Annotated in this window: 29 protein-coding genes; 23 read left to right on the top strand and 6 right to left on the bottom strand. The window is 40.2% G+C overall.

The features are described from left to right. Nucleotides 1–23 precede the first annotated feature (23 nt). From ylbD to GJS40_RS13715, 4 genes are all read left to right on the top strand, one after another. The gene (gene ylbD / locus GJS40_RS13730) at nucleotides 24–392 is read left to right on the top strand and encodes a spore coat protein YlbD (RefSeq protein ID WP_270898423.1); all 369 of its coding nucleotides are present in this window, start codon (nucleotides 24–26) and stop codon (nucleotides 390–392) included. A 16-nt stretch (nucleotides 393–408) separates the two neighbouring features. Beyond that, entirely contained in the window at nucleotides 409–636 is a 228-nt protein-coding gene (locus tag GJS40_RS13725) for a YlbE-like family protein (RefSeq protein WP_270898422.1), read from the top strand. A gap of 66 nt (nucleotides 637–702) precedes the next feature. Then, entirely contained in the window at nucleotides 703–1,089 is a 387-nt protein-coding gene (locus GJS40_RS13720) for a hypothetical protein (RefSeq protein ID WP_270898421.1), read from the top strand. A gap of 51 nt (nucleotides 1,090–1,140) precedes the next feature. After that, nucleotides 1,141–1,584: a YlbF family regulator gene (locus GJS40_RS13715; protein WP_377901729.1), complete on the top strand. Its 444-nt coding sequence runs from the start codon at nucleotides 1,141–1,143 to the stop codon at nucleotides 1,582–1,584. Between the two features lie 161 nt (nucleotides 1,585–1,745). Here GJS40_RS13715 and cbpB read toward each other — a convergent pair whose 3' ends face one another. Beyond that, nucleotides 1,746–2,189 (bottom strand): cyclic-di-AMP-binding protein CbpB, encoded by a 444-nt coding sequence (cbpB, locus tag GJS40_RS13710; RefSeq protein ID WP_270898419.1) that lies wholly within the window; start codon nucleotides 2,187–2,189, stop codon nucleotides 1,746–1,748. A gap of 280 nt (nucleotides 2,190–2,469) precedes the next feature. Here cbpB and GJS40_RS13705 point away from each other — a divergent pair, with 280 nt between their 5' ends. From GJS40_RS13705 to GJS40_RS13695, 3 genes are all read left to right on the top strand, one after another. Further along, nucleotides 2,470–3,033 carry a nitroreductase family protein gene (locus GJS40_RS13705; RefSeq protein ID WP_270898418.1) on the top strand — a complete coding sequence of 188 codons (564 nt, stop codon included), beginning with the start codon at nucleotides 2,470–2,472 and terminating at the stop codon, nucleotides 3,031–3,033. Between the two features lie 15 nt (nucleotides 3,034–3,048). Beyond that, complete coding sequence (locus GJS40_RS13700; RefSeq protein WP_270898417.1) at nucleotides 3,049–3,381, top strand: hypothetical protein; 333 nt, start codon at nucleotides 3,049–3,051, stop codon at nucleotides 3,379–3,381. A gap of 209 nt (nucleotides 3,382–3,590) precedes the next feature. Beyond that, on the top strand, nucleotides 3,591–4,958 hold the full coding sequence (locus tag GJS40_RS13695) for an aspartate kinase (RefSeq protein WP_270898416.1): 1,368 nt from the start codon (nucleotides 3,591–3,593) through the stop codon (nucleotides 4,956–4,958). Nucleotides 4,959–5,022: 64 nt separating this feature from the next. On the opposite strand, the gene proC is transcribed toward GJS40_RS13695, so the two are convergent. Genes proC through proB form a run of 3 tightly spaced genes read right to left on the bottom strand, consistent with a single transcriptional unit; the run spans nucleotide 5,023 to nucleotide 8,244 of the window. Then, nucleotides 5,023–5,862, bottom strand: coding sequence for a pyrroline-5-carboxylate reductase (proC, locus tag GJS40_RS13690; RefSeq protein ID WP_270898415.1), 840 nt, complete (start codon nucleotides 5,860–5,862; stop codon nucleotides 5,023–5,025). Nucleotides 5,863–5,876: 14 nt separating this feature from the next. Continuing rightward, a complete protein-coding gene (locus tag GJS40_RS13685; RefSeq protein WP_270898414.1) occupies nucleotides 5,877–7,124 on the bottom strand; it encodes a glutamate-5-semialdehyde dehydrogenase in 1,248 nt (415 codons plus the stop codon). Beyond that, nucleotides 7,099–8,244, bottom strand: coding sequence for a glutamate 5-kinase (proB, locus tag GJS40_RS13680; protein ID WP_270898413.1), 1,146 nt, complete (start codon nucleotides 8,242–8,244; stop codon nucleotides 7,099–7,101). The genes GJS40_RS13685 and proB overlap by 26 nt, the downstream gene beginning before the upstream one ends. Nucleotides 8,245–8,520: 276 nt before the next feature. On the opposite strand from proB, the gene GJS40_RS13675 reads away from it, so the two are divergent. The 4 genes from GJS40_RS13675 (at nucleotide 8,521) to coaD (ending at nucleotide 11,393) form a co-directional block, all read left to right on the top strand. Beyond that, on the top strand, nucleotides 8,521–8,793 hold the full coding sequence (locus tag GJS40_RS13675) for a YlbG family protein (RefSeq protein WP_270898412.1): 273 nt from the start codon (nucleotides 8,521–8,523) through the stop codon (nucleotides 8,791–8,793). 70 nt (nucleotides 8,794–8,863) lie between these two features. Beyond that, nucleotides 8,864–10,060 carry an MFS transporter gene (locus GJS40_RS13670; RefSeq protein ID WP_270898411.1) on the top strand — a complete coding sequence of 399 codons (1,197 nt, stop codon included), beginning with the start codon at nucleotides 8,864–8,866 and terminating at the stop codon, nucleotides 10,058–10,060. 278 nt (nucleotides 10,061–10,338) lie between these two features. After that, complete coding sequence (rsmD, locus tag GJS40_RS13665; protein ID WP_270898410.1) at nucleotides 10,339–10,893, top strand: 16S rRNA (guanine(966)-N(2))-methyltransferase RsmD; 555 nt, start codon at nucleotides 10,339–10,341, stop codon at nucleotides 10,891–10,893. 14 nt (nucleotides 10,894–10,907) lie between these two features. Next, on the top strand, nucleotides 10,908–11,393 hold the full coding sequence (coaD, locus tag GJS40_RS13660; protein WP_270898409.1) for a pantetheine-phosphate adenylyltransferase: 486 nt from the start codon (nucleotides 10,908–10,910) through the stop codon (nucleotides 11,391–11,393). Between the two features lie 44 nt (nucleotides 11,394–11,437). On the opposite strand, the gene ylbJ is transcribed toward coaD, so the two are convergent. Beyond that, a complete protein-coding gene (gene ylbJ, locus GJS40_RS13655; protein ID WP_270898408.1) occupies nucleotides 11,438–12,646 on the bottom strand; it encodes a sporulation integral membrane protein YlbJ in 1,209 nt (402 codons plus the stop codon). Nucleotides 12,647–12,773: 127 nt separating this feature from the next. On the opposite strand from ylbJ, the gene GJS40_RS13650 reads away from it, so the two are divergent. Both GJS40_RS13650 and GJS40_RS13645 read left to right on the top strand, forming a co-directional pair. Further along, nucleotides 12,774–13,604, top strand: coding sequence for a patatin-like phospholipase family protein (locus GJS40_RS13650; RefSeq protein WP_270898407.1), 831 nt, complete (start codon nucleotides 12,774–12,776; stop codon nucleotides 13,602–13,604). Further along, on the top strand, nucleotides 13,564–14,628 hold the full coding sequence (locus tag GJS40_RS13645; RefSeq protein ID WP_270898406.1) for a SepM family pheromone-processing serine protease: 1,065 nt from the start codon (nucleotides 13,564–13,566) through the stop codon (nucleotides 14,626–14,628). The genes GJS40_RS13650 and GJS40_RS13645 overlap by 41 nt, the downstream gene beginning before the upstream one ends. Before the next feature lie 7 nt (nucleotides 14,629–14,635). Here GJS40_RS13645 and GJS40_RS13640 read toward each other — a convergent pair whose 3' ends face one another. Further along, nucleotides 14,636–15,856 (bottom strand): nucleotidyltransferase, encoded by a 1,221-nt coding sequence (locus GJS40_RS13640; protein ID WP_270898405.1) that lies wholly within the window; start codon nucleotides 15,854–15,856, stop codon nucleotides 14,636–14,638. Between the two features lie 147 nt (nucleotides 15,857–16,003). Here GJS40_RS13640 and GJS40_RS13635 point away from each other — a divergent pair, with 147 nt between their 5' ends. The 10 genes from GJS40_RS13635 to GJS40_RS13590 all read left to right on the top strand — a co-directional run bounded on the left by GJS40_RS13635 (nucleotide 16,004) and on the right by GJS40_RS13590 (nucleotide 24,968). Beyond that, a complete protein-coding gene (locus GJS40_RS13635; RefSeq protein WP_270898404.1) occupies nucleotides 16,004–16,534 on the top strand; it encodes a YceD family protein in 531 nt (176 codons plus the stop codon). A gap of 29 nt (nucleotides 16,535–16,563) precedes the next feature. After that, on the top strand, nucleotides 16,564–16,740 hold the full coding sequence (rpmF, locus tag GJS40_RS13630) for a 50S ribosomal protein L32 (RefSeq protein ID WP_270898403.1): 177 nt from the start codon (nucleotides 16,564–16,566) through the stop codon (nucleotides 16,738–16,740). A 116-nt stretch (nucleotides 16,741–16,856) separates the two neighbouring features. Next, complete coding sequence (locus tag GJS40_RS13625) at nucleotides 16,857–17,630, top strand: enoyl-CoA hydratase/isomerase family protein (protein WP_270898402.1); 774 nt, start codon at nucleotides 16,857–16,859, stop codon at nucleotides 17,628–17,630. A gap of 155 nt (nucleotides 17,631–17,785) precedes the next feature. Further along, a complete protein-coding gene (locus GJS40_RS13620; RefSeq protein ID WP_270898401.1) occupies nucleotides 17,786–18,358 on the top strand; it encodes an RsfA family transcriptional regulator in 573 nt (190 codons plus the stop codon). A gap of 198 nt (nucleotides 18,359–18,556) precedes the next feature. Then, on the top strand, nucleotides 18,557–18,949 hold the full coding sequence (locus GJS40_RS13615) for a DUF3397 domain-containing protein (RefSeq protein WP_270898400.1): 393 nt from the start codon (nucleotides 18,557–18,559) through the stop codon (nucleotides 18,947–18,949). Nucleotides 18,950–19,029: 80 nt separating this feature from the next. Beyond that, nucleotides 19,030–20,655 (top strand): bacillithiol biosynthesis cysteine-adding enzyme BshC, encoded by a 1,626-nt coding sequence (gene bshC, locus GJS40_RS13610; RefSeq protein ID WP_270898399.1) that lies wholly within the window; start codon nucleotides 19,030–19,032, stop codon nucleotides 20,653–20,655. A 155-nt stretch (nucleotides 20,656–20,810) separates the two neighbouring features. Beyond that, a complete protein-coding gene (gene mraZ, locus GJS40_RS13605; RefSeq protein ID WP_270898398.1) occupies nucleotides 20,811–21,242 on the top strand; it encodes a division/cell wall cluster transcriptional repressor MraZ in 432 nt (143 codons plus the stop codon). Between the two features lie 27 nt (nucleotides 21,243–21,269). Continuing rightward, the gene (gene rsmH, locus GJS40_RS13600; protein ID WP_270898397.1) at nucleotides 21,270–22,208 is read left to right on the top strand and encodes a 16S rRNA (cytosine(1402)-N(4))-methyltransferase RsmH; all 939 of its coding nucleotides are present in this window, start codon (nucleotides 21,270–21,272) and stop codon (nucleotides 22,206–22,208) included. A 10-nt stretch (nucleotides 22,209–22,218) separates the two neighbouring features. Further along, nucleotides 22,219–22,602, top strand: coding sequence for a cell division protein FtsL (ftsL, locus tag GJS40_RS13595; protein WP_270898396.1), 384 nt, complete (start codon nucleotides 22,219–22,221; stop codon nucleotides 22,600–22,602). A gap of 182 nt (nucleotides 22,603–22,784) precedes the next feature. Beyond that, nucleotides 22,785–24,968, top strand: a complete 2,184-nt coding sequence (locus tag GJS40_RS13590) for a penicillin-binding protein (RefSeq protein ID WP_270898395.1) — start codon at nucleotides 22,785–22,787, stop codon at nucleotides 24,966–24,968. The last annotated feature ends 104 nt before the right edge of the window (nucleotides 24,969–25,072 follow it).

The raw sequence follows: 25,072 nt of genomic DNA, 5'->3' as shown, positions 1-25,072 counted from the left end.
AAAAGCATGTTGGGGGTGTTGAAATGGATCGCGAAAAATTATCTCCTATGCTCGTTTCTTTTAGAGAATTTCTACATCAACATCCACGCTTAATTGCGGAAGTAAGAGAAGGAAAAAGAACGTGGAACGAATTATATCAAGACTGGTATGTATTGGGAGAAGATCATGAAGATTGGCTAGCATATAAAAAGGAAAATAAAAACGAAAAAGAAACAGAATCTTTCGCACCGATTTTAGCCATGTTAAAAAATATTAATTTTGATGAGTTACAACAACATATTTCCCAAGTCAACGGAGTTATTGGACATGTTCAGAAAATGTTGGAGCAATTTCAAAAATCACCACGTAATGACGGCTCTCCTCAGGATCCTTTTACTTTTCGAGAATACTAAAAGAAGGTGAACACATTTGCCACCAGAATTATTTCATTTTTTATCTTCCAAACGAGAATTTCATACATTTATTCGCTGGCATCCGGAATGGTATCGTACGTTAAACAAACACCCGGAAAAAATGGAGGAATTTGTCTACGCTGCGCAATATTTTCACGGACAGACGTTGCCACAGCGATTAAAACGGTGGCAAAACAATCTCAATATGGCGTTACTATTGTTAAGTCTGTTCAAACAAAGGTAGTTGGCGATCGTTGTGTTTAAAATTGTTTAAACCCCCACATACTAACCGATAAAGGGGGGATAACAATTGAAACAACTGATCGCTTTCTTTTTGTTGTTTGTAGGGGTGCCATCAGTACAGGCAGTTGAGTTTGATCATTGGCACCATGAACATTTACTTCCTGTCGCCCAAATGGAAGGGATAGAAAAAGAAGATTGGTCCCTTCAATATAAAGTGGAAAACGGTCACGTGTATGTAGAATGTATCGTGCCTGATTTTTCTTTAGCGAGAAAAGAAAAGAATGGTGACGGATATTTACTTGTGAAGTGGAATGGTGAGAAAGTTGCTCACATGAATAAGGCAGCTTTTATGATGAAAGAAGTGCCTCGGGGAAAACATACAATCGAAGTTTTGCCAGTATATTATTCAGGTAGTAAAGCAAAAGAGCCAATACGCTTTCAAATAGAAATATAATTATTGTCGTCCATTCTTCAGTCCATGTTATAATGGAGAAACGGAGGTGGTATATTGGCAACGATCGTTTCCACGCCCGTGGATCTAATAGAAGAAGCAGTACAATTAGGAGAAATCATCATCGAATCTCAAGTATTTCAAGAATATACATTGGCGAAGCAAACGTTAGAAGAAGATGAAGAAGCGCAACAATTGATTGCAAATTTTCTAAAGTGGAAAGACCAGCATGAAGAAGTGAGTCGTTTTGGGAAGTATCACCCTGATTATAAAACAGTAATCAAAAGTATTCGTGAAGCGAAAAGAGCGATGGATATGCATGAGAGTGTTGCTACTTTTCGTAAAAAAGAAAGGGAATTGGAATCGTTATTACATGAAATAGCAAAAGAGATTGCTCACGCAGTTTCACCTTTCATTAAAGTGCCGAGTGGGAACCCATTTTTTGATTCTTCCTGTGGCACGGGATGTGGTTCAGGTGGAAGTTGTGGCTGTCGATAACTTAAAAACCCGGTGGATACCGGGTTTTTAAATTGGTCATAAAGGATGTGAAAGGCCAGCTTTCTTTTATCATTCCATTTTGAAGAGAAAAGCTGTCCGCCAAATGTATGTTTATACTCTACATATGGTGTCAGGATAGGGCATGGAGAGAAGTCTAAACATTAAGAAGAATGGCTTAAATGCCTATGAATGAGAGCTAAAATGGATCTTCTTGTCATCAATCCGATAAACGATCCATCGTCATCTTCAATACAGACAAAAGGATGGTTAATCGACAACATTAAAGCTTTTCCAAAAGTTTCATTTTTATTCATTCGCGGGACCTTACCATTCATTACATCTTCCACTTTATAATCATGAAGACGTTCCATTTCTATGCGTTCAATACCTAGAATCGAATCTAAAATTTGGGCTTTACTGATTTGTCCCCTCACTTTGTATTCCGTATCTAACACAGGTATTGTCGTGTAACCGGATTTGATAAGAACGAGTAATGCATGATCAAGTGGGTTGTTTAACTGCACGTGAGCGACTTTTTCGTGAGGGGTCATTAATTCCTTAATTTCATTATCCATAATTTGACTATCTTTTAATGACTGTAACATGTCTATCACTTTCTTTCTTTTAAGTGTAAAGAAGAAATATCCTATCTTCTTTCAGTGTATCCATGGATTTGGAAAAGTGGAAAAAAGAAAGTGGCCTATATGGTAAATACATATCCCAATTTTATAGTAGATGGATTGAATTGGTTCTGTCAAGTATTTCATGTAAGCGTTATCATGAAAATTATGATCATTTCCCCACTTTTTCACTGAAAAATTGCGAAAAACCATGTATAATAAAGAAATGTATAAGGACTTTTATTTAGAAAGAGAGCGATTGCTGATGGAATTAAAACAAGGTTTATTATCAAGAAGAACGATCAATGCTTTCAAAAAAGATCCTGTGGAGCAATCATTGATTGAAGATGCGATTCAAGCAGCAATACATGCTCCGAATCATAAAATGACCGAACCGTGGCATTTCTACATATTCACAGAGGAAACGAAAAAGAAAGTTGCTGCCCGACGAGCGGACTTAAAAGCTGAGAAATTTGTCGATCAAGGTTCAGAACGAGCAAAAGAAGCATGGGAAAAGAATTATCAATTCTTAGTTGATTTGCCGTGGGTCATTGCTGTGACAACAAAACGAAATGAAGAAAATCTTATTAGAGCGAAAGAAGATTATGCAGCTACCGCAGCAGCGATTCAAAACTTTATGTTATCTCTTTGGGCTCACGGGGTAGGAGTGAAATGGGCAACAGGAAGAATGACCCAAGATGAAGAAATGCACCACATCATCGGGGCTAAAGAAGATGAAGAATTAATCGGCATCTTATTTATCGGGTATCCGGAAATTGTTCCGAAAGCAAAGGAAAGACAAGAAAAAGAAGTTGTCACGTGGGTGTAGCAAAGGAGTGTTCTTGTGAATAAATGGGCCAAAATCAGTGGTATTCTTTTTATATTGCTCTTTATATCGGGATTTTTCATACCGATTCAATTAGAAGCTCCTCCTCACGTTCGCATGATTGTTGACCATACGTACCATGTATATGTTTCTCCTCCTTGTTTTAATGACGCGGATCTCACTAATTATTTACAAGAGACAGATTACAAAACAGCAAAAGAATTAGGATATGAACCGGAATCTAGTTGTACGGAAACTAGTTTAGTAGAAGAAAGTGTACCATTAAATATCGCCTTATTAAAAATGATTGGTGTAGTTGCTACGAAGTGGGATGCTTCTGTATGGGAATAATCGAACTGATTCTTTAAAAAAGGATATAGAGCGAGGATACATGTCAGATGTGGTGTGTATTCTGTCAGGTCTTTTCTCATCCTCTTATAGTGTAAACAATGATGCAATTTGGAAACTAGCACGCTTTGTAGGTGGTGGTGTCCTGTGTTACGCTTATACACGTATTTCTGAAAAAATGAGATGAATCAATTAGGAGTTGGAGAACGAAGATGAAAGTAGCAAAATTTGGGGGAACTTCCCTTGCAGATGCGAAACAGATTAAAAAAGTGACAAATATTATTACCTCGGATCCAGAACGAAAAGTCATAATCGTTTCTGCACCGGGTAAACGTCACGATAACGACATGAAAGTAACTGATTTACTCATTGAACTGGGAGAAAAACGATTGAACAATGAAGATGTGCAAGATGTTTTACAATTCATTGTAGAACGGTATCGCGACATTGCAACGGAGCTAGGTCTTGATGAACACATTGTTGAGACAATTGAAAAAGATTTGCGACAAAGAACAGATTACGATCCTTCCCACGAAGGAGTGTTTATGGATCAAATCAAAGCAGCTGGTGAGGATAATAATGCCAAACTGATTGCGCATTATTTAACACATCTCGGTCACAGAGCGCAATACGTTTCTCCGAAAACCGCCCGTCTTTATGTGACGGATACACCGGGGAATGCGCAAGTCCTTCCGGAGACATATGATCACTTATATGAATTGCGAAACAAAGATGGAATTTTAATTATTCCAGGATTTTTCGGCTATTCAAAAAGTGGTCGCATCGTTACTTTCCCACGTGGTGGTTCCGACATAACTGGTTCCATCGTAGCTGCCGGTGTGAAAGCGGACTTATATGAAAACTTTACTGATGTAGATTCCGTTTTCTCCGCCAATCCGAATGTGGTAGACCACCCAACGCCAATTAAAAGAATGACATTTCGAGAAATGCGGGAACTTTCCTATGCCGGATTTGGTGTTTTCCATGACGAAGCATTGATTCCTGCTTTTCGAAGCAATATTCCCGTATGTGTAAAAAACACGAATAATCCGGATGGTAGCGGGACAATGATTGAAAGCGAGCGGGAATATTCAGAGAATCCAGTCATTGGGATTGCTGCTCAAAAAGGTTTTGCAACCATTTACGTTCGTAAATATTTAATGAACAGGGAAATTGGTTTCGGTCGCCGTTTACTGGAAATTATTGAAGATGAATGTATCTCTTACGAACATATCCCATCAGGAATTGATGACACATCTGTCATCTTAGAAGCGGATCAGTTAACAAAGGAAAAAGAAGAAACGATTATTCGCCGTATTAAAGAAGAACTTGAGGTGGATGATGCTCATATTGAAAAAGGATTCGCAATGATTATGCTTGTCGGGGAAGGAATGCATGAAACCATCGGAATTGCCGCAAGAGCGACAAAAGCATTGGCGAAAGAGAACATCAATATTGATATGATTAACCAAGGTTCTTCAGAAGTCTCCCTTTCCTTTGCTATTAGTGAGGAAGATGCCGATAAAGCCATTCGAGGACTATACGGAGAGTTTTTTGCGGCGAAAGACGTATTGCAATAAATCAACAAAGATACGAGTCGAAGGAAGTGCATTCTCGACTCGTATTGTTTATTGATCCAACACATTATTTTAACGTTGCTGATTTTTTATCGTTTCCTAATTCCGAGGAACGATGTATAGATGCTTGAATGGCTTCTTTAAAAGATTCTTTTACGCCATTTTCCTTGAGAACATGAAAAGCAGCTTCCGTCGTACCTCCGGGACTCATCACTTCTTCATACAATTCTTTTGGTGATTTGTCTGTCTGTATTAATCTTTTCGCAACTCCGAGAATCGTTTGACAGATAAGTTCCTTTGCATCTTGTGGAGAAAGACCGGCTTCTTGCGCAACCTCTTCCATTGCTTCCGTAAAGTAGTAGAAGTAGGCAGGGCCACTTCCGGAGATACCAGTAACTACATCCATGTCTGTTTCTGCTAAAACGGTGACCGTTCCAATGGCCTGAAAAAGGGTAGCGGCAATCTTCACGTGTTCCTCCGATGCAAATGTTCCTTTGCTAATGACTGTAGCTGACTCTCCCACATGGGCGGAAGTATTTGGCATCGTACGGATAACAGCTATTTCTTTTTCAAGTAACGATTCAATATAGGAAGAAGAAGTGCCTGCAAGTAACGAAACAACTAACTGGTCTTCGTGTATTTGCTTTCGAATGGTTACGGCACTATCTTCCATATGTTTTGGTTTCATCGCAAGAATGACAATATCTGCTACGTCTACTGCTTCTACTTGAGAAGATGTTGTCTCGATTCCGTAAGTTTTTTCTAAATATTGCAATCTCTCTTTGTTCGACTTGTTTGTTGCAATGATTTGCTCCGGAAAAATGATTTCTTTTCTAATTAATCCTGCAATGATGGCCTCGGCCATGGATCCGGCACCAATAAATGCAATTTTTTTATTTTTAAGCATGAAGACGCTCTCCTTTATCGTTTGATTTGTCCATCTCCAGATACGATATATTTAAATGAAGTTAACGCCTGGAGTCCCATTGGTCCGCGGGCATGTAATTTTTGTGTACTAATTCCAATCTCCGCGCCAAAACCAAACTCCTCTCCATCTGTAAAACGAGTGGAAGCATTGTGATAGAGCGCTGCTGCATCGACTTCTGCCATAAACATGTCTTTATGCTTTTCTGTTTCAGTGACAATCGCTTCTGAATGGCCGGTACCGTAATGTCGAATGTGTGTAATGGCTTCTTCTGTGTCTGTGACCGTTTTCATGGCAACAGTTAAATCAAGGTATTCTTCTTTCCAATCGTCTTCCGTTGCTGGGATCACTTTTTCTGATAACGTTTGAATCGCTTCATCACCGCGGATTTCTACGTCCTCTTCTAATAGCGCTGTAATGAGATCTTTTCCATGATCTTTTGCCCATTTTTCGTGCAATAAAATCGTTTCAGCTGCATTACAAACAGAAGGACGGTTTGTTTTTGCATTCACGGCAATGGAGATCCCCATTTCTTTTGATGCGGACGCATCAATATAAACGTGACAATTTCCCACCCCGGTTTCTAGTACGGGAATGGTTGATTGTTTGACGACAGTTTGAATAAGATCTGCGCCACCGCGCGGGATGAGAACGTCGATATAGTCGTTCATCGTAAACATTTCCGCGGCTGCTTCTCGGGACAGATCTTCAGCGAGTTGAACGGCATCTGTTGTTACGCCTTCCATTTCCATTGCTCGATAAATAGAAGCGATAATGGCACGGTTAGAATGGTAAGCGGAAGAACTTCCTCGTAAAAAAGCGGCGTTTCCCGTTTTCAAACAAAGAGCGACCGCATCCGCGGTAACATTCGGTCTCGCTTCGTAAATAATCCCCAATACTCCAATTGGAACTCGCACTTGTTCTATTTGAAGGCCGTTTGGTCTTGTCCAACGATCCAGTATTTCGCCAATTGGATCGTCCAGTTGCGCCACTTGCTTAAAGCCATCTGCCATCCCTTGCAATCGTTCTTCTGATAACCGGAGCCGATCTAACAAAGCAGTGGATAGGCCGTTTTTTTCACCTGCTTCCAAATCTTTTTTGTTTTCAGCTAAAATTGATTCTTTATCTAGTAACAGCTGCTCACTCATCCTTTGCAGTAATTGATTTTTCTTTTCGGTGGGAAGTTGAGAAACAACCTCTTTCCCACGTTTTGCTTTTTTACCTTGTTCCGTCATAATGCTCATATTTAAATCTCTCCTTTGTAATATCGACCCAATCGTCGCGATGAATCACTTCTGGTCGTTTCATGTCAATTTGTTCGCTTGCTTCTTGTGTTGATTTTCCTTTAATGGCTTCTAATTCTTCAAAGGACATGTTCACTTGTCCTTTTCCTAATAAATTTCCTTTTTCGTCCTTTACCTCTACGACGGCACCACGTTCAAAATAACCAGTCACTTTGATGACACCAACCGGAAGCAAACTTTTTCCTTTGTGTAAAAGTGCTTTTTTCGCCCCATCATCAATGTACACTTCTCCAGCTGGTAAGGAATGAAGAAGGAGCCACTGTTTTTTATTTGTTAAGATGAATTGTCCTGAAAAACCGATATAAGTGCCGTCCCCTTTTCCTTCCATAATGTCCATAAAAGAACCTTCTTGATCAGCAACTCCAATAAATACCCGTAACCCTAAGTTCAAGGCTGTTTCTGCTGCTTCTAACTTTGAGCGCATGCCTCCAGTGCCAACATTACTCCCGGCGTCTCCCGCTTCTTTGTAAAGCTCTTCCGTAATTTCAGTAATAAAATGATATTTTTTTGCATTTTCGGATTCTTTTGGATTGGCGTCATAAATTCCGTTAATGTCTGTAACAATGAGGAGACAGTCCGCATGAACGAGACCACCAACGAGAGCAGATAACATATCATTGTCTCCAAAGGTTAATTCGTCAACGGCGATAGAATCATTTTCATTAATAATAGGCAACACGCCTCGACGTAACAGTTCCGTGAGCGTCGCGTAAGCATTTTGGTACTGTTCCTTGTTAGAAAAGTTACTTCTTGTAAGCAAAATTTGTCCGGTTTCGATATCGTACTCGTCAAAAGCTTCTGTATAAGCTTGCATGAGTAGTCCTTGACCAACTGCAGCAGCCGCTTGCTTTCCTGGAAGAGTGACGGGACGGGAAGGATATTTTAGTCCTCCAAATCCAGCTGCCACGGCACCTGAGGAAATAAGAATCACTTCATGCCCAAGAGCGCGCAAGGAAGCAATTTCTTTCACATAATGATTCAGTTGCGAGCGACTTAAACTACCATCCGGACGAGTAAGAGAGCTACTACCTATTTTAACAACGATTCGTTCTTTTTTCACTATGATCACCTAAGTTTAGACATATAAATTTGTTTATGATACAAAGATGTAACAAAAAACTCTTCAGTCCCCGTAAAGGACGGAAGAGTTCCGTTTCATTCCCTTTATGAGAACAACGGTTGTTCCCTTTTATTCTCGTCTACTAGTATCCGAGAAAGGAGAGGACGTTGTCAAGCAAACTAACGAAAATCCATTTGTCAATAGAAGGGGTGAATGCTACACTTAAAAGAAAACGACACGTTTTCCCGCGAGGAACGGAGACAAGGAGTGTGTATGATGATTACGAAGCGGGTGGGAATTGCCGTGTGGGTTCGGTCCAAAAAACAAATTCGACAATTGCGCAAGTACGGAGTCATTCATCACGTATCGAAGCGGTTCAACTATGTCATTCTTTACTGTAATCAAGATGATGCGGAGAAAACGGTCAAACAACTTCGTCTTCTTCCTTTTATAGAAAAAGTAGAGCTTTCCAAAAAGCCGGAAGTGAAAACTGAATTTAAAAAGCCGCTCCATCCGCGCGAGAGATTTGATTACAATATTGGCATATAAGTGTGCGCATATTTTGAGTTTGCTCGTATAGAACGGTATAATAGGATGGACGCAAAAGGAGTATGCGCGCATGGAAGAATGGAAGAAAAATCTTTATATCTTAACGGTATCTGTATTCATTGTCATGGCAGGTATGACCATGATTATTCCTTTTTTGCCATTATATTTACAACAATTAGGAGTCACTGACCCTGAGCAGGTAAGCATCTGGTCAGGTCTTATTTTTGGTATCAACTTTTTTAGTGCTTTTCTCGTCTCTCCTTTATGGGGGAAGTTGGCCGATCGATACGGAAGAAAACTCATGGTGTTACGATCTGGCGTTGGTATGTCGATTGTCATGGTATTGATGGGATTTGCCACGGGGCCGTGGAGTCTTTTTTTCTTTCGGTTATTAAATGGTGTGATTTCAGGATTTAATCCAGCGGCCATTACCCTCGTATCGACAAATACTCCAAAAAAACATGTCGGTTATGCGTTAGGCATTTTACAAGCAGGTTCGGTTTCTGGAAGTATTTGCGGCCCGTTATTTGGTGGACTTTTGGCGAATGTTTTTGGCTTTCGGGCTATTTTTAATTTAACCGGTATTTTCATTGGTATTGCGACCATTGCGGTTTATTTTCTTGTGAAGGAATCCTTTCAAGCTCCAAAAAATGAAGAGAAAACGAGCACGAAACAAGATTTCAAAAAAATCGTATCCGTTCGACCGATACCGTCGATTTTTCTCGTTGTATTTTTAATTCAATTTGCATTGGTCGGAATTAACCCGATGATTTCACTTTTTGTGGATGAATTAAGTGCTGGTGTAAACAGTGCTTTTTATGCAGGACTAGCGGTGTCTGCGATGGGATTTGCTAACATGCTTGCTTCTCCTCAATTAGGAAAATTAAGTGATAAAAAAGGAGCCCAATATGTATTGTTGGCTGCGCTTATCGGGGCTGTCCTATTTTCCATTCCGCAAGCGTTTGTCACAGAATTATGGCAGTTAATTACGATGCGTTTTATGATAGGGTTATGTCTTGGTGGTCTTCTCCCAGCTGCAAATGCGTTAATTCGTCGTTTGGCGCCGGAAGGGATGGAAAGTAGAACGTACGGATTTTCCAATAGTTTTCTATTTCTCGGGAACATGCTTGGGCCCATGACTGCAGGTATGATAGCAGCTCAATTAGGAATTAGAAGCTTATTTCTATTTTCTTCCTTCCTACTCATCATCGGCCTAGTTGTGATGAAAAAAAACATCGTTCCCCGCATGAAAAACAGAAGCACGTAAAAAATAAGGCTGTTTCTCAATACGAGAAACAGCCTTGCCCGTATATTTTTCGGGCGATGGGAGAGGAGAAACCGGAGGAAGAACTTATGGGGAAACGTAAGCCTTCTCCGCGGTTACAGCAACATGGATTACATGCTGCTGGTAGTCATTATGGACAATTTATCAACTTTTATACTTCATTACAAAAAAAGTGGTGAAAATCTTTCCTTTGCCGGAGAATTATTTTGTGATAGGATAAAAAGCGATCATGTTGACGAAGAGTAAAGGTGGAGGTTTGTGTGCGCGTAATTTCAGGAAAATGGAAAGGTCGTCTCTTAAAAGCCCCATCCGGAATGAAAACACGTCCAACTTCCGATAAAGTGAAAGAAGCCATGTTCCATCGGATAGGTCCTTATTTTGATGGGGGGAGCGGTTTAGACTTATACGCTGGTTCTGGGAATTTAGGTATTGAGGCTTTAAGTAGAGGATTTTCGTCGTTTATTTTTGTAGATAAAAATCGAAGTGCATGTCATGCCATTCGCAGTAACTTGAAAACGTTAGAGGCACTTTCGGTATGTGAAGTGTATCAGATGGATGTAGAGCGAGCAATTTTACGGCTTTTTCGGCAAAAACAGTCATTTGATCTTATCTGTATGGATCCACCTTATAATGATTCAAATTTTGAACAAGTTTTAAAAAAATTAGCGCAACACCAATTATTAAAAAAGGACGGACTCATCTATTGTGAACACCGCTCGACGTATCAAGCGCCACGATACATCTCATCGTTACATTGTCAACAGACCTACGAATATGGAGATACAAGCGTGTCATTATTTGTGAACGAATTGTAAAGGAGGGGGATCATATGGGAGCGGTTGCGGTATATCCTGGTAGTTTTGATCCGATTACATATGGCCATATGGATATTATCGAACGTAGCGCGCGTGTTTTTGATAAAGTGATTGTCGCGGTCTTACATAATCGAAATAAAGTACCGCTGTTTACCGTAGAAGAAAGGATGGAAATGATCGCTGATTCTGTCAGAAATATTGCGAACGTAGAGGTCGACTCTTTTAATGGTCTTTTAGTTGACTATGTACAAGAGAAAGACGCTACAACCATTGTTCGAGGATTACGCGCTGTATCAGACTTTGAATATGAAATGCAAGCAGCTTCAATCAACCGAAAACTATATCCACAAGTTGAAACATTTTTTATGATGACAAACAATCAATATTCATATTTAAGTTCCAGCATTGTAAAAGAGGTTGCGAAATATGATGCGAATGTGGAAGACCTCGTGCCACCAATTGTCCAACGTGCGTTAAAAGAGAAATACCGACAAAGTTAGTTTCATAGTGGAATCATTTCAGCTTCCCCAGTGAGTGATAGTTTTCACTTACTGGGGCTTCTATGTCTGTGTAGCAGAAAAATGTATAAAAATAATGATAATATTGTCACCTTCACTCCATGCTGAGAAAACCATTCGATCGTTTTCATCCAAATGAGCGTCAACACATCTTCTCCCTCCGGAGTGGTGATCACTGGATGATCCCATCTTCTTACGTATAAAACGTCCCAAAATAATAAAGAAAACACGGCCGCAAGTATCCCGTGAATCCAGCGAGCGATAAAATAAGGAAGGAAACGAATATTGGTATTTGCTAACAAACTGGCAACTTGCGCTTGCACGGAAAAACCACTAAAACCGAGAACAAAACTGGTGATGACAACTTTTTCGATTAAGGGAACGTCGGTTAAATCACTAATCAATTTACTTCCGATCGTGATTTCAAAAAATCCAGATAACCATGGAAATGCTAACACTTCAGCCAACGAAAAAAGAGAAAGAAAAAAAGATGGGATGAGGGAGAAAAAATGAATAGCTCCGGTAACGAGTAAGATTCGATATAACACAGAAAATAAAACGATGAAACCACCAATCATAAAAAGAGTATGAATCGATGAAACGACGGCATCTCCTAAGATTTGTCCAAACGGTTTTTTGTTTCGTTGTTGTTCTTCCAACAAAGCATGAAAAGCCATTTTCAAATTTGTTTTTGAGGAAGCTGCTTGAGAAGGTGGAGCAGATCGTTTGTAAAATCGCATAAAAATCCCGACACATGTATTGGCGCTATAATGAGAAGCAGCAAGAAGTAAACCGAGTGTTGCATCGTGAAAAAAACCAACCGCCACTGCACCGAAAATAAATAAAGGGCTGGATGAATTCGTAAAACAAATTAATCGCTCTGCTTCTTCTTTTGTGAGCTGTTTCTTTTTTCGTAGCTCTACGGTTAATTTTGCTCCGGCCGGAAAGCCAGAAGCAAGTCCCATCGCCCAAACGAATCCACCTTGTCCGGGAACATTGAATAAAGGACGCATGAATGGTTCTAACAAAACGCCAACGAAACTTACGACTCCAAAAGCAATCAGTAACTCTGCCGTAATGAAAAAAGGTAAAAGAGCCGGAAGAACAGATTCACTCCACACTTTTAATCCATTTTGAGATGCTTCTAACACATCTTTTGGATATAAAATAAGTAGGATGGTAAAACATACAATGAGAAAAGCGCTCATCCCTCCGACACTTTGATTCCGTAACATGTATTGGCCTCCTTAAAACGAAAAAACTTCCTGCACGTTTGCACATGGTTGTCTCATGTACATGTTTATGAGAAAGAGGACATATTTTAGACCACATTCTCTTTTCTTTTAAGGGGGGGTACGTTTCGTGGAAAAAAGTCGACCGCTCATCGGATTAGCCCTTGGTGCAGGAGGGGTCAAAGGTTTTGCGCACATTGGCGTGCTACGTGAATTAGAAAAAAATCAGATACCGATCGATATGATTGCCGGCAGCAGTATAGGTGCCTTAATTGCCGCTTTGTATGGAGTGGGACACTCTCCTTCCACATTAGAAACTTTTACTCGCTTATTTAATCAGACGTTTTACCTTGACTTTACGCTGCCTAAGCAGGGGTTCATTCAAGGGGAACGAATCAAGCATGTCATTCGCATGCTTTCTCAACATAAACATTTGGAAGAGTTAAACATACCGGTTGGGGTGGTAGCGACAGATTTGTATTCTGGTGAAGCGGTAGTATTTCGACAGGGTCCGGTTGCAGATACAGTACGGGCAAGCATTTCCATTCCAGGTGTGTTTGTTCCGTATTCTTATAAAGGACGACTTTTTGTGGACGGGGGAGTGGCTGATCGCTTGCCAATTCGAACAGTAAAAGAAATGGGGGCGGACATCACCATTGCGGTGGACGTATCGTTTTACAATCACACGCCGAATATTCGCTACGTGTACGATGTCATTTTACAAAGCATGGATGTCATGGGAAAAGAATTTATTCGTATGGTAGAAAAAGAAGCAGATGTATTTATTCGCCCAAAAGTGACCGGACGTCATCTAATTGATTTTAAACGTGCAGAGGAATACATCACCTATGGACGCACAGCAATGAATCGTCAACTTAATGAATTAAAGAGGAAGATTGCTCAATGGAAGGAGAACAACAATGACCGAGAATCAAACGAAAAAAACAATGAACAAACGTAAACGGTGGTTCATCTATTTATTTGTCATCTTACTTATCCTCGTTCAACAAATCCCATTACCTTACTATTATTCCCAACCAGGAGAAGCGTCCTCACTGAAAGAGATGATTACCGTGGAGGAAGGATATGAAGAAGAAGGAGAGTTTTATTTAACGACGATTCGACAACGAAGAGCCAATATCCCTCTCTACTTGTGGGCGCAATTTTCTCCTTATCGAGAACTTATTCCACGCGAACATTATTTAAGGGAAAATGAAACGGATGAACAATATTTTCATCGGCAAACACTCTTGATGAAAAGTGCGCAAGAAGCAGCAAAAATAGTTGCTTATGAAGCAGCAAAAAAAGAGTATCACGTCGATTACCGAGGAATACGTGTAACACAAGTAATAGAAGGGATGGATGCTGCCAATCACTTACAAGAAGGAGATTTAATTCAACAAGTCGATGGAAAAGAAGTGAAAACCGTGGAAGAAATGAATGAACAACTTGAGAAGAAAGAAAGAGGAGAGGAAGTAACCATTTTATTGGAAAGAAACGGAGAAATGGTGAAAGAGCGTGTAATGATTGATGTTTTCCCAGAAGATATTGATGACACCGGAAGAACCGGTCTTGGAATCTCTTTTCCGGTGACCGAAAGAGACGTTACATTTAATCCGGACGTGACGATTGAAGCGGGGTCCATCGGCGGTCCTTCCGCAGGACTCATGTTTTCTCTAGAAATTTATAATCAGTTAACGGCAACTGACTGGACACATGGCTTAAAAATTGCAGGAACAGGCAGTATTGATGAAGAAGGAAATGTTGGCCGGATTGGTGGGGTGGAGCAGAAAGTGATTGCTGCCGATCAAGCACAGATGGATGTTTTCTTTGCACCTGATGATGAATTTTCACCATCGAATTACGAACAAGCAGTAAAAACGGCCGAAGCTATTGAAACGGATATGGAAATTGTTCCTGTGACCCATTTTAACGAAGCGCTTCACTATTTAAAAACATATCCTAAAAAAACAGGAAGTAAGTAACCTCCATTTACTCTTTCAAAATCATTGGGGGAAGAGCGTAATCTTCCTTCCATTTTTTTTGTCTTTTTTCTGGAGAAAGGGGGAGATAATAGGTAAGGGCTGCTCTTTCATTTAACTGTTGTTGAGGGGTTTTTTCCCTAGGCATGTTGGTGTAAATTGGAATATCAACATGTTTTTTTATTTGACTTAAGTATGCTTGTCCTTTTTTGTTCATCCCTAATACGCGCAGATGATCGACCCCTCCGCATGACAACGCTTCCTTTGTTTCCTCTTTCGTTGTACCGGTTAAAATTTGAACCGCGAATCGTTGTAAGCGAGTCCACGTATATCGTTTCGTTTTCACTTCTTCCATAAAGGAACGAAAGGAAGAACACTTTTTGATGGCATTGTAAAAACGTCGTTCTAATCCTTCTTCTGCTTCATATATCGACGATAAGTATTTGAGAGGGGTAGTGAGAATTTTACCTTGCAAAAAAGGAAAGTATCGTTCCCACTCATAAAATCCTTCTTCCCTTTGCATAAAGGATACCAATTGCTGTTTGGTTGATGCGGGAATGGTATGTTCAATGTTTTTCGTTGACGGATTAGTTAGCAAAGCACGCCGGATGCTTGTTGCACTGGCAACGGTCTTTGTCGTAATTGTTTCATCGTGAAAATCGGCTTGTTTTCTTGGAATTGTTTCCGCTTTGATGGAGCTGTTTAACTCTTCGATTGCTTTTAGATAATGAAAGCCTAAGATGTTATTCGGTTTACTTAAGTCGGGTAAAGAAGAAGTAGACTCTAGTTTTTGAAAGGCCATTGCTGTTGCTTTTGGATAACTGTACCCTTTTTTTATATACGTTTGCACCGCTTGTTGGTAAACGTCATCATTTTCCGTTAAAAATTGAACGAGTTCTTGAAAAGAGGAAACATTTCCGTGTTCGCTTCCGAAACAAAGCACATCCACCCCGAGATGATGAAGAGCACTAACAGCCCCGCGTGCAAACCAATTGGCATGTTGACTGGAAAAGATATAAGGAAGTTCAATAACAAGATCTGCTCCACCTTTTAATGCCATTAACGTTCGCTCTTTTCTTGGTAGAAGTGCCGGTTCCCCCCGTTGTAAAAAATAACCGCTCATGACGCAAACGACGACGTCCGCTGCCGTTTTCTTTTTCGAAGTTTCCAGATGATACAAATGGCCGTTATGAAACGGGTTGTACTCTACGATTAATCCAACTGCTTTCATCCATTGTCCCCCCGGTGACTGTATCTTATTTTTTATTCGTGGTATGATGAATGTAACATCTGTTTCATAAGTATAATGTAAAGAAAATGCATTGACAAACAGTTTTGTGAAAGATATAATTACTCTTGTTGTCCAGAGGTGATATCGATGAGATGGAGTGTTCAACAGCTACTGGCCAAACGTCAAACAGGACTCCAGATTGATAAAGATGTTCAAGTAACGGATTTGAAACAGCGTGATTCCAATATACGAGATATTTCTCCTGCCCATGTTACTGGAGAAGCGACATTTCAAGAGAAAGAAGTGGTTACTTTTCATCTTCGTATTACTGGAGAGATGACGTTACCTTGTTCTCGCACCTTACTGGATGTTCGTTTTCCATTCGATATCGAAACGGTCGAACGTTTCCGATTGGATGGATTGCCGGCGGATGAAGCGGATATTCATATGCATGAATTGGACCAAGGGTATGTTGATCTTATTCCATACGTGAAAGAAAACATCTTGTTGGAGATTCCGATGCAAATATTTGCTGAAAACGTGGAAGGAAAAGATCCAATTGCTCCACAAGAAGGAAATGGCTGGAAAGTCGTTCATCATGAAGAGGAAGAAAAAGATACTTTGGATCCAAGAATGGCTGAATTAGCCAAATTCTTTGATAAATCTAATGAAACTTGAATGAATTTTTCCTGAAGGAGGTGGGGATCATGGCAGTACCAAAAAGACGTACATCGAAAGCTCGTAGAGACCAACGTCGGGCGCATGATAAATTAGTTATTAAAGGGCTAACGAGATGCCCGGACTGCGGGGAAATGAAACGTTCTCACCGAGTTTGTAAAAACTGCGGTTCTTATAAAGGAGAGACCGTTGTAGAAAATGGCTAATAAGCCGGAGGAAAGAGCTGTTCACCGAGGTTGTGACAAGGTGTTTGACAGCTCTTTTTTTGCATTTGTCTTTTTCTAGAGAGCCATGAAAGGAGGAAGTGAAGGTTTTATAACCTTTGCTACAAGAGATGAAAGTATCATTTGAAAGAACGGATTTATTTACATATATTACGATTGAGCGACCAGACAAGCGTAATGCCATCGATCACGAGACGATTGAACTGTTGGATGATTTATTAGATGATGTGGAAAACAGTCAAAAAGATCGGGTTCTTGTTATTACCGGAAAAGGGGAGGAAGCTTTTTGTTCCGGTGGAGATTTGTCAGTGTTTCACGCGTTACGAACGAAAGAAGATGCTTATGAGATGCTTTCGAAAATGAGTAAAGTGCTATACAAAATTTTCACATTAGAAATTCCAACCATTGCGCTGATAAACGGGACCGCAGTGGGCGGTGGCGCAGAATTGGCAACCGCTTGTGATTATCGTGTAGCTGCCAACCATGCCAACATCGGATTTGTGCAAGGTAAATTGGCCATTACAACGGGGTGGGGAGGAGCTACGTATTTGTTCGAAAAATTACCAACAGAAACAGCTTTTCACATGCTCACGACGACGAAGATGTATACTGCAACAGAAGCCCATGAAATTGGCTACGTACAACACGTACTAGATGGAAAGGCGAATCGAGAAGAATTGGAAAACTATTTTTCGTCATGGAAACAAGTTTCTTCCGCTGTACTACGGGCCTATAAGAAAAGAAAGTTGGATGCGATAGACTTGACACGACTGAAAAGCCGGGTCCATCAGGAAGTCACGGAATGCTCGATTCTATGGGAGTCAGATGAGCATCACCAAGCGGTAGAAGCATTTCGCAATAAAAAGAAATGATGACTAGCAATTTCATCACGATCACCCCTTCTTTTTAAGAAAATACCGAATAATTTTCTTCCACTTCGGCGATAATCTTTTGATAGAGACGATTCTATTTTTCATATTCTCACATATGTTATAGAAACGTCTAAATCGAGAACGGAGGGGTGTCAATGGGTGGATTATCACGCCAAGATGCATGGTCAGAAGAAGATGATTTATTGCTTGCAGAAATTGTTTTAAGACATGTTCGCGAAGGAAGTACGCAGTTAAAGGCATTTGAGGAAGCGAGTGAAAAATTGTCACGCACTGCAGCTGCTTGTGGTTTTCGCTGGAATGCTTGTCTTCGTTCTAACTATGAAGCGGCACTGGAACTGGCAAAACAACAAAGACAAAAGAAAGATGAAAATCCAATAGAAGCAAATGTTCCTACCGATCATAGAGAGAAAGAAGACGAAAAGTGGGTGGATGGAATAGAAAAAACGATCGCTTTTTTACAAGAGCTATCGCAAGAGTTGAACGAAAAAAATGATAATTCTGTCACGGTTCTCGTGCAAGAAAAGAATACGCTTGAAAAAGAAGTTCAATCGTTAGAAGGCGAACTAGAAACAATGAAAAGGGACTATGAACGACTAAAAGAAGATTACAAAAAGTTAATTGATGTCATGGATAAAGCGCGAGCATTGACGGAACACTCGTTACCTTATTTACAAGAGAAGCAAGCAAGAATGGAAGAAAGCGGATAACTGCAATCTCTTATTGCGGTGCCGCTTCTTTTGTTTCCATTACATAAAATGAAGGTCTTGTTTTTAGCCCTTGTACACAAATGGGTGAAAGCGTCCACCCAGAGCGGATGGAAGCCAATCTTCTTTAAAAACGAACTTGCATGGTTTTCATTTCTTGATTAATCTAAAAAGAAAGATGAGGAAAGGAGAGGTAGGAATTTGGGTGACATTTTGGCAGGTGTCGTAGCTACGATAATTACTGTACCTATTTTAGCGTGGTACCTTGTTTATATCGTGACGGTAAAATGGACGAAACGTAAAGGAAAAGCCATACGTCTTGCCGCTGACGTGTCTACGATCCTATTTATTGCAGCGGTTCATTTTCTTATCATTGCCATTTGGGGCGAATCGTTGTTTTGGGTCTTATTAGTTATTATTTTACTTGCTGGCGTCGGATGTACAATTATTCATTACAAAAACAAACATGATGTGGAGTTTTTTCGTCTTTTACGGGGAATTTGGCGATTCAATTTTATTCTATTTGGAATAGGCTACGTCATCCTTTCTGTTTGTGGAATTGTTCTCTTTTTACTCTCCACCTTCGTTACGTAGTCCTTCCTTTTTGCGTATTACTTCTCGTTTATGATAATGTGTGAGATAGAGTTGAAAAACGTAGAAAGGCAGGATCTTTCATGGAAGTAACGGAACGATTTTTGCTCCACCATGATTCGTTTGTCACTGATTACATCATGGGCGATAAACGAGCAACTTCTTTATTTGACTACGGTCTATCAGCGACGGAAGAAAAAAAACGTTTGCAAGAATTAAGAAATAAAAAAGATTCGTTTGATAGAGAGGCGTTATATCATCACTTGTATACATACAATAAGCAGTTTCTTTATAGTGATAATTCCTTAAAACAAGTGGAAAAACTTAAGCATTCTGATGCGGTCGTCGTAGTAGGTGGTCAGCAAGCAGGACTTCTTACCGGACCGATGTATACGATTTCAAAAGGTTTGACCATTGTAAAGGAAGCAGAACGATTAGAAGAAACGCACGGCATTCCAGTCGTGCCCATTTTTTGGATTGCAGGAGAAGACCATGACTGGGAAGAAGTGAATCATATCTATTATCCTGTGCAAAACAAAATAGAGAAACATACTTATGAGGGCTTCTATTATCCGGGGCAACCCATCTCTTTGCAACCGCTTGATCAAGAAAAATTTCATCTATGGTTCCATCAGTTCATGGAATCGATCCCGGAAACGGCCTTTTCAAAAGCGATCCAAAAGATGATTGCCAGCTGTATTGAGCGAGCGAAGACGGTGACAGAGTTTTTTGGAGAGTTGATGAGCTGGTTGTTTCGAGACAGTGGTTTGGTTCTTCTTGATAGCAATCATCTCGAGCTACGACAATTGGAAAAAGATATATTTCAAAAGCTTATCGCACAAAATGAACGAGTGACAGAAGCGGTGCGAGCAGGCGTGGAAAGACGAAAGCGCCATTATTCGATTCCGGCTGGGATTTCTTTTGATAGTGCTCACTTGTTTTATCATGATAAACATGGACGGGAGCTTTTATACCAAAATGAAGAAAGACGTTTTATAAATAAACGGAACAATCTCACCTTCACAACAGACGAGTTATTAACTCTTCATCAAAAGGAGCCCGAGCGGTTTAGCACCAATGTGATGACACGTCCGCTCGTACAAGAAGCGCTCCTCCCAGTACTTTCATTTATCGCGGGGCCTGGGGAAATAAACTATTGGTCTCTTCTGCGACCACTGTTTCATATCTTTCATATGAAAGTTCCGCCCGTACAGCCTCGCTATGAATGGACGATTGTTCCTAGACAGATTCAATCCACTCTTCGAAAGGAACAGTTGTCTTTAAAAGAGTGGATTGAAACAGGTGGTTTTAGCTATGAAGAAACGATTCGTAAAGAAATGGTTCAAATCGACGGTTTTCATCTTGCCGAAAATTTACTCCATGTGATGGCTCCTTATCATGACGAAATGAAACAATCGTGGGAACAAATCGCCCCATCAGAAAAAAGTGTCGGGGAAAAGAATTGGAAACGAATTGAAAAAGAAGTATATTTTTTTGCAAAAAAAATAAATAAAGCGCAAGAAATGCGTGAATCACGACGATTTGAGAGGATACAGCAATGTCGCATGTTTTTACATCCATTAAATAAGCCTCAAGAACGAATTTTGAATGTGTTTTATTTTGTCAATGAATATGGTTTGGATTTTATTTCGGGTCTTCAAACCCTTTCATTTCCTCATAAGTCGGAACATACTGTCATTTTTTTGTAAAAATACCCAATGAATGGTGAAGAAAGACCTTATTTTTTGTTAGCTCCCTATGAAACAGGGAGCTTTTTTTGTCGGGAAAAAAATGATAAAAAAAGTGGTGCAAAGTGGGGGGATGTGGTAACTTTATATTAAGAAGTGGAGGGAGATGTATTTTTATGTTCATGGGGGAGTATCAACACAACATAGACGATAAAGGTCGGATGATTATCCCCTCCCGTTTCCGAAAAGAACTCGGTTCTACTTTTGTCGTGACCCGGGGAATGGACGGTTGCTTGTTCATTTATCCATTTTCGGAGTGGGAACGTCTTGAGCAAAAATTAAAATCACTTCCTTTCACGAAAAAAGATACAAGAGCATTTACGCGTTTTTTCTTTTCTGGCGCATCGGAATGTGAATTGGATAAACAAGGTAGAGTGAGAATTCCTGCCAATTTACGAGCGTACGCCAAGTTGGAAAAAGAATGTGTCATTATTGGTGTTTCGACACGGGTGGAAGTATGGAGCAAACCATTGTGGGAAGACTATTTCAATGAATCCGAAAGTTCATTTTCTGACATTGCGGAAAATATGATGGATATTGATTGGTAATGTTTGTGACAGAAAGGGGAAGAAAGGTTGTCGTCTTTTCAACATGAGTCTGTGCTGTTACAAGAAACGATGGAAGGGTTAAACATTAAGCGAGATGGCATATATGTGGATTGTACGCTTGGTGGCGGTGGACACACGGAAGAAATATTAACGAAATTGGCGGGTTCTGGTCATGTTTATGCCTTTGATCAAGATGATATCGCTATCAAAGCAGCACAACAACGGTTGTCTCCATTTGAAGGACAATTTACCGTCATCCACTCAAACTTTATACATATCAAAGAAGAATTGCGTGTTCGGGGTGTGAACGGGGTTGATGGTATTTTATTTGACCTTGGAGTTTCTTCCCCTCAATTTGATTCGTCATCTCGAGGTTTTAGTTATCGATTCGATGCTCCCCTTGATATGCGTATGAACCGCAAGCAATCACTAACAGCAAGAGAGGTTGTGAATGAATGGAGTTATGAAGACCTTCACTTCATTCTTTCTCGATACGGTGAGGAAAAGTTTGCGAAACAAATTGCAAGACGGATTGAAGCTAAACGTAAAAAGAAACCGATAGAAACAACTTTAGAGTTAACGGAAATAGTGAAAGAAGCAATACCAGCTCCTGCGCGAAGAAAAGGTGGCCATCCGGCAAAGCGAACGTTTCAAGCAATTCGAATTGCAGTCAACGATGAATTAAAAGTATTAGAGACAGCCCTTACTGACGCAATTCATTTGTTAAATAAAAAAGGCCGAATTGCGGTGATTACGTTTCATTCTTTGGAAGATCGTATTTGTAAACGATTGTTTAAAAAAAAGAGTTCCAATCCGACTTTACCAAAAGGTCTCCCGGTCATTCCAGAAGGAGCGGAGCCTATCTTAAAACTGATCACAAAAAAACCAATTACCGCCTCAGAAGAAGAATTAAAGAGAAATCATCGGGCCCATTCAGCTAAACTTCGCATTGCGGAAAAAAGATAGGAGGAATGACATGGCTAACAGAGCTCGTTCTCTCATGGTAGAACAATCCCCTGATGTCAAAACGAAAAAAATACAGCGGCGTATCCGAAGAGCACGAATTACTCGGGGAGAAAAATGTCTCATGGCCCTCATGTTCATTGCAACCATTGTTCTATGTATTTTTGTCGTAACGAATTATGCTAACATTTATGCGAAAGAACAAGAAATAGTTCAGTTAGAACAACATATTGCGGAGCAACAACAGATCAATGAGAACTTACAAATGAAAGTTGCGGAATTAAGTGCTCCGGAAAGAATCATGTATTATGCAAAAGAAGAGTTGGGAATGTCACTGAATGATGAGCAAGTACGGATCATTCAAGAAAAAGCACCAAAGGAAAACGTACAGGAATAAGTGACAAAAAGGGCGGTCGAAAGGGGATGTCACTTTCAGACTGTTCTTTTTTTACTGTGAGATGGTAAGCAGGTTAAGAAAAACATACGGCATCATTATAAGACTCGGGAAGATGCCGAGTTTTTCTAATGGACAGGCTTTGTCTTGTTTGAGCACAAAAGCCGAACAAGGTGGGATTCCGATTGAAACAACAACGAAAAATAATCATGAAGCGCGCACTGCTACTATTAACAACCATTTTCTTCATTTTTCTCTTGTTTAGCGGAAGAATCGTTTACATACAAGTAGGAAAAGAAGTGAAAGGACATGACTTAGAAGCGATGGGGGAAAGTCGCTGGACCACTTCTCAAACGTTGGAAGGAAAACGTGGGACCATCTTTGATCGTGATGGCAGTACCCTTGCGGAAGAAATCACATCATATACTGCTTATGCTGTATTGGATAAAGAATTTGAGGGACATGTGGAGGATGTGGAAAAGACAGCAGAACTTCTTGCTCCATATATTGACATGGAAGAAGAAAAATTAGTGGAATTGTTAAGTCGAGATCGATTTCAAGTGGAATTAGGACCGGGATCAAAGTTTTTAACGTTATCGGAAAAAGAAGAGATTGAAGCCTTGGAATTACCGGGAATTTATTTTCGCACCGAACCGCTACGTTACTATCCGAAACAAGTATTTGCTTCTCACGTGTTAGGTTATACTTCAAAAGATATGAGCGAGGCGCACATCGGTTTAGAAGCAGGATTAAACGAAGCTCTTTCTCCGAAACACGGTTCGCTTTCTTACAAACGGAATGCACGCGGTATTCCTTTATGGAAGAAAGATGAAATTTTTACGGAGCCGGAAAATGGAAATGATGTGTATCTTACAATAGATACAAACATACAAACTGTTTTAGAACAAGCGATGACGGAAGTGGACAAAGAATATCAACCAAAAAAAATTACCGCCATTGTTGCCAATGCAGAAACGGGCGAAATTCTAGGAATGGCAAATCGCCCGAGCTTTAACCCGAATGAATATGAAACAATTACAAATTATACTAATTATGCAATCTCCGACCGCATTGAACCCGGTTCAACCATGAAAATGTTTACCCTTGCTGCCGCCATTGAAGAAGGTGTATATAACGGAAATGAAACCTTTCAATCAGGAACGTATACGATAGGAAATACGACGATAGGAGACCATAATAACGGTGTCGGGTGGGGAACGATTACGTATGATGAAGGATTACAGCGCTCCTCCAACGTTGCTTTTGCAAAGTTAGCATTAGAAAAGCTTACCCCAGAGCGATTCTATGATTATTTAAAAGCTTTTCAGTTTCATGAGAAAACGGGCATTGATTTGCCCCATGAAGCAACGAGTACCATCCTGGATATGAAAAACATTAATGCGGCTGTCACGTCTTATGGACAAGGAAGTGTTTTTACTCCGATTCAACTAGTACAAGCAGCTACAGCCATCGCAAATGACGGCAAAATGATGAAACCATACGTGATTGATAAAATGTATAATCCGAATACGAGTGAATATCAATACGTAGCTGAACCGGAAGTAGCAGGAAGTCCGATCAGTGAAGAAACGGCAAAGATTGTACGGGAAAAATTAGAACAAGTCATTATTGGAGAACATGGTACAGGGAAGTCTTATTACATTGAAGGATTGGATGTAGCTGGAAAAACAGGAACAGCGCAAATTAGTAACCCGAATGGGCGAGGTTATTTGTCAGGGCGGAACCAAAATATTTTCTCTTTTTTAGGGATGGCACCGGTAGATGACCCGAAAATTATCGTCTATGTCGCAGTGGATCGACCACAATTACCTGCGGATGAAACGGGATCTGCCCCTGTTTCCAAAATATTTAATCCAGTGATGAAACAAAGTCTATCTTACATGAATTTATCCCTTTCTGAAGAAGAAGGTGGACAAATTTATGAAGATAGCGGGATGAACATCGACCATTATGTGCAGCGTGAAACGCAAGAAGTATCCACCTCCTTACAAGAAGTCGGATTAAAACCGATAATTATAGGAAATGGAAATAAAATCGTCGCTCAGTTCCCTGAAGCAGGTGCACCGCTCGTTTTTGGAGAAAAGGTATTTTTGTTAACAAACGGTGAGCGAACAATGCCGAATATGACAGGATGGTCGTTACGGGACGTGAAACGTCTTGGTGATCTACTAAACGTTCGCGTAGATCATTTAGGATCAGGCTACGTAACAGATCAAAATATTGAGCCAGGAAGCATTGTGCAAGAGAATGATTTTATTACCGTAGAATTACAAGAACCAGAGAAACTTCGCGAAGAGGCGGAAAACGATGAGGATGAAAATGAGGAAGAGAAAAAAGAAACGAATTAGCGTGATTCAAGCACTTTGTTTGTATCGACGTTTACGGCACAATGTTCTGAGTTTGTACACACTTGCATAAGGTATATAGAACTTTATTATCAACCTTATGGTGG

Source organism: Aliibacillus thermotolerans, assembly GCF_027853235.1.
Classification (GTDB): Bacteria; Bacillota; Bacilli; order Bacillales; family Marinococcaceae; genus Aliibacillus; species Aliibacillus thermotolerans.
This window is presented reverse-complemented; position numbering and strand designations above follow the sequence as displayed.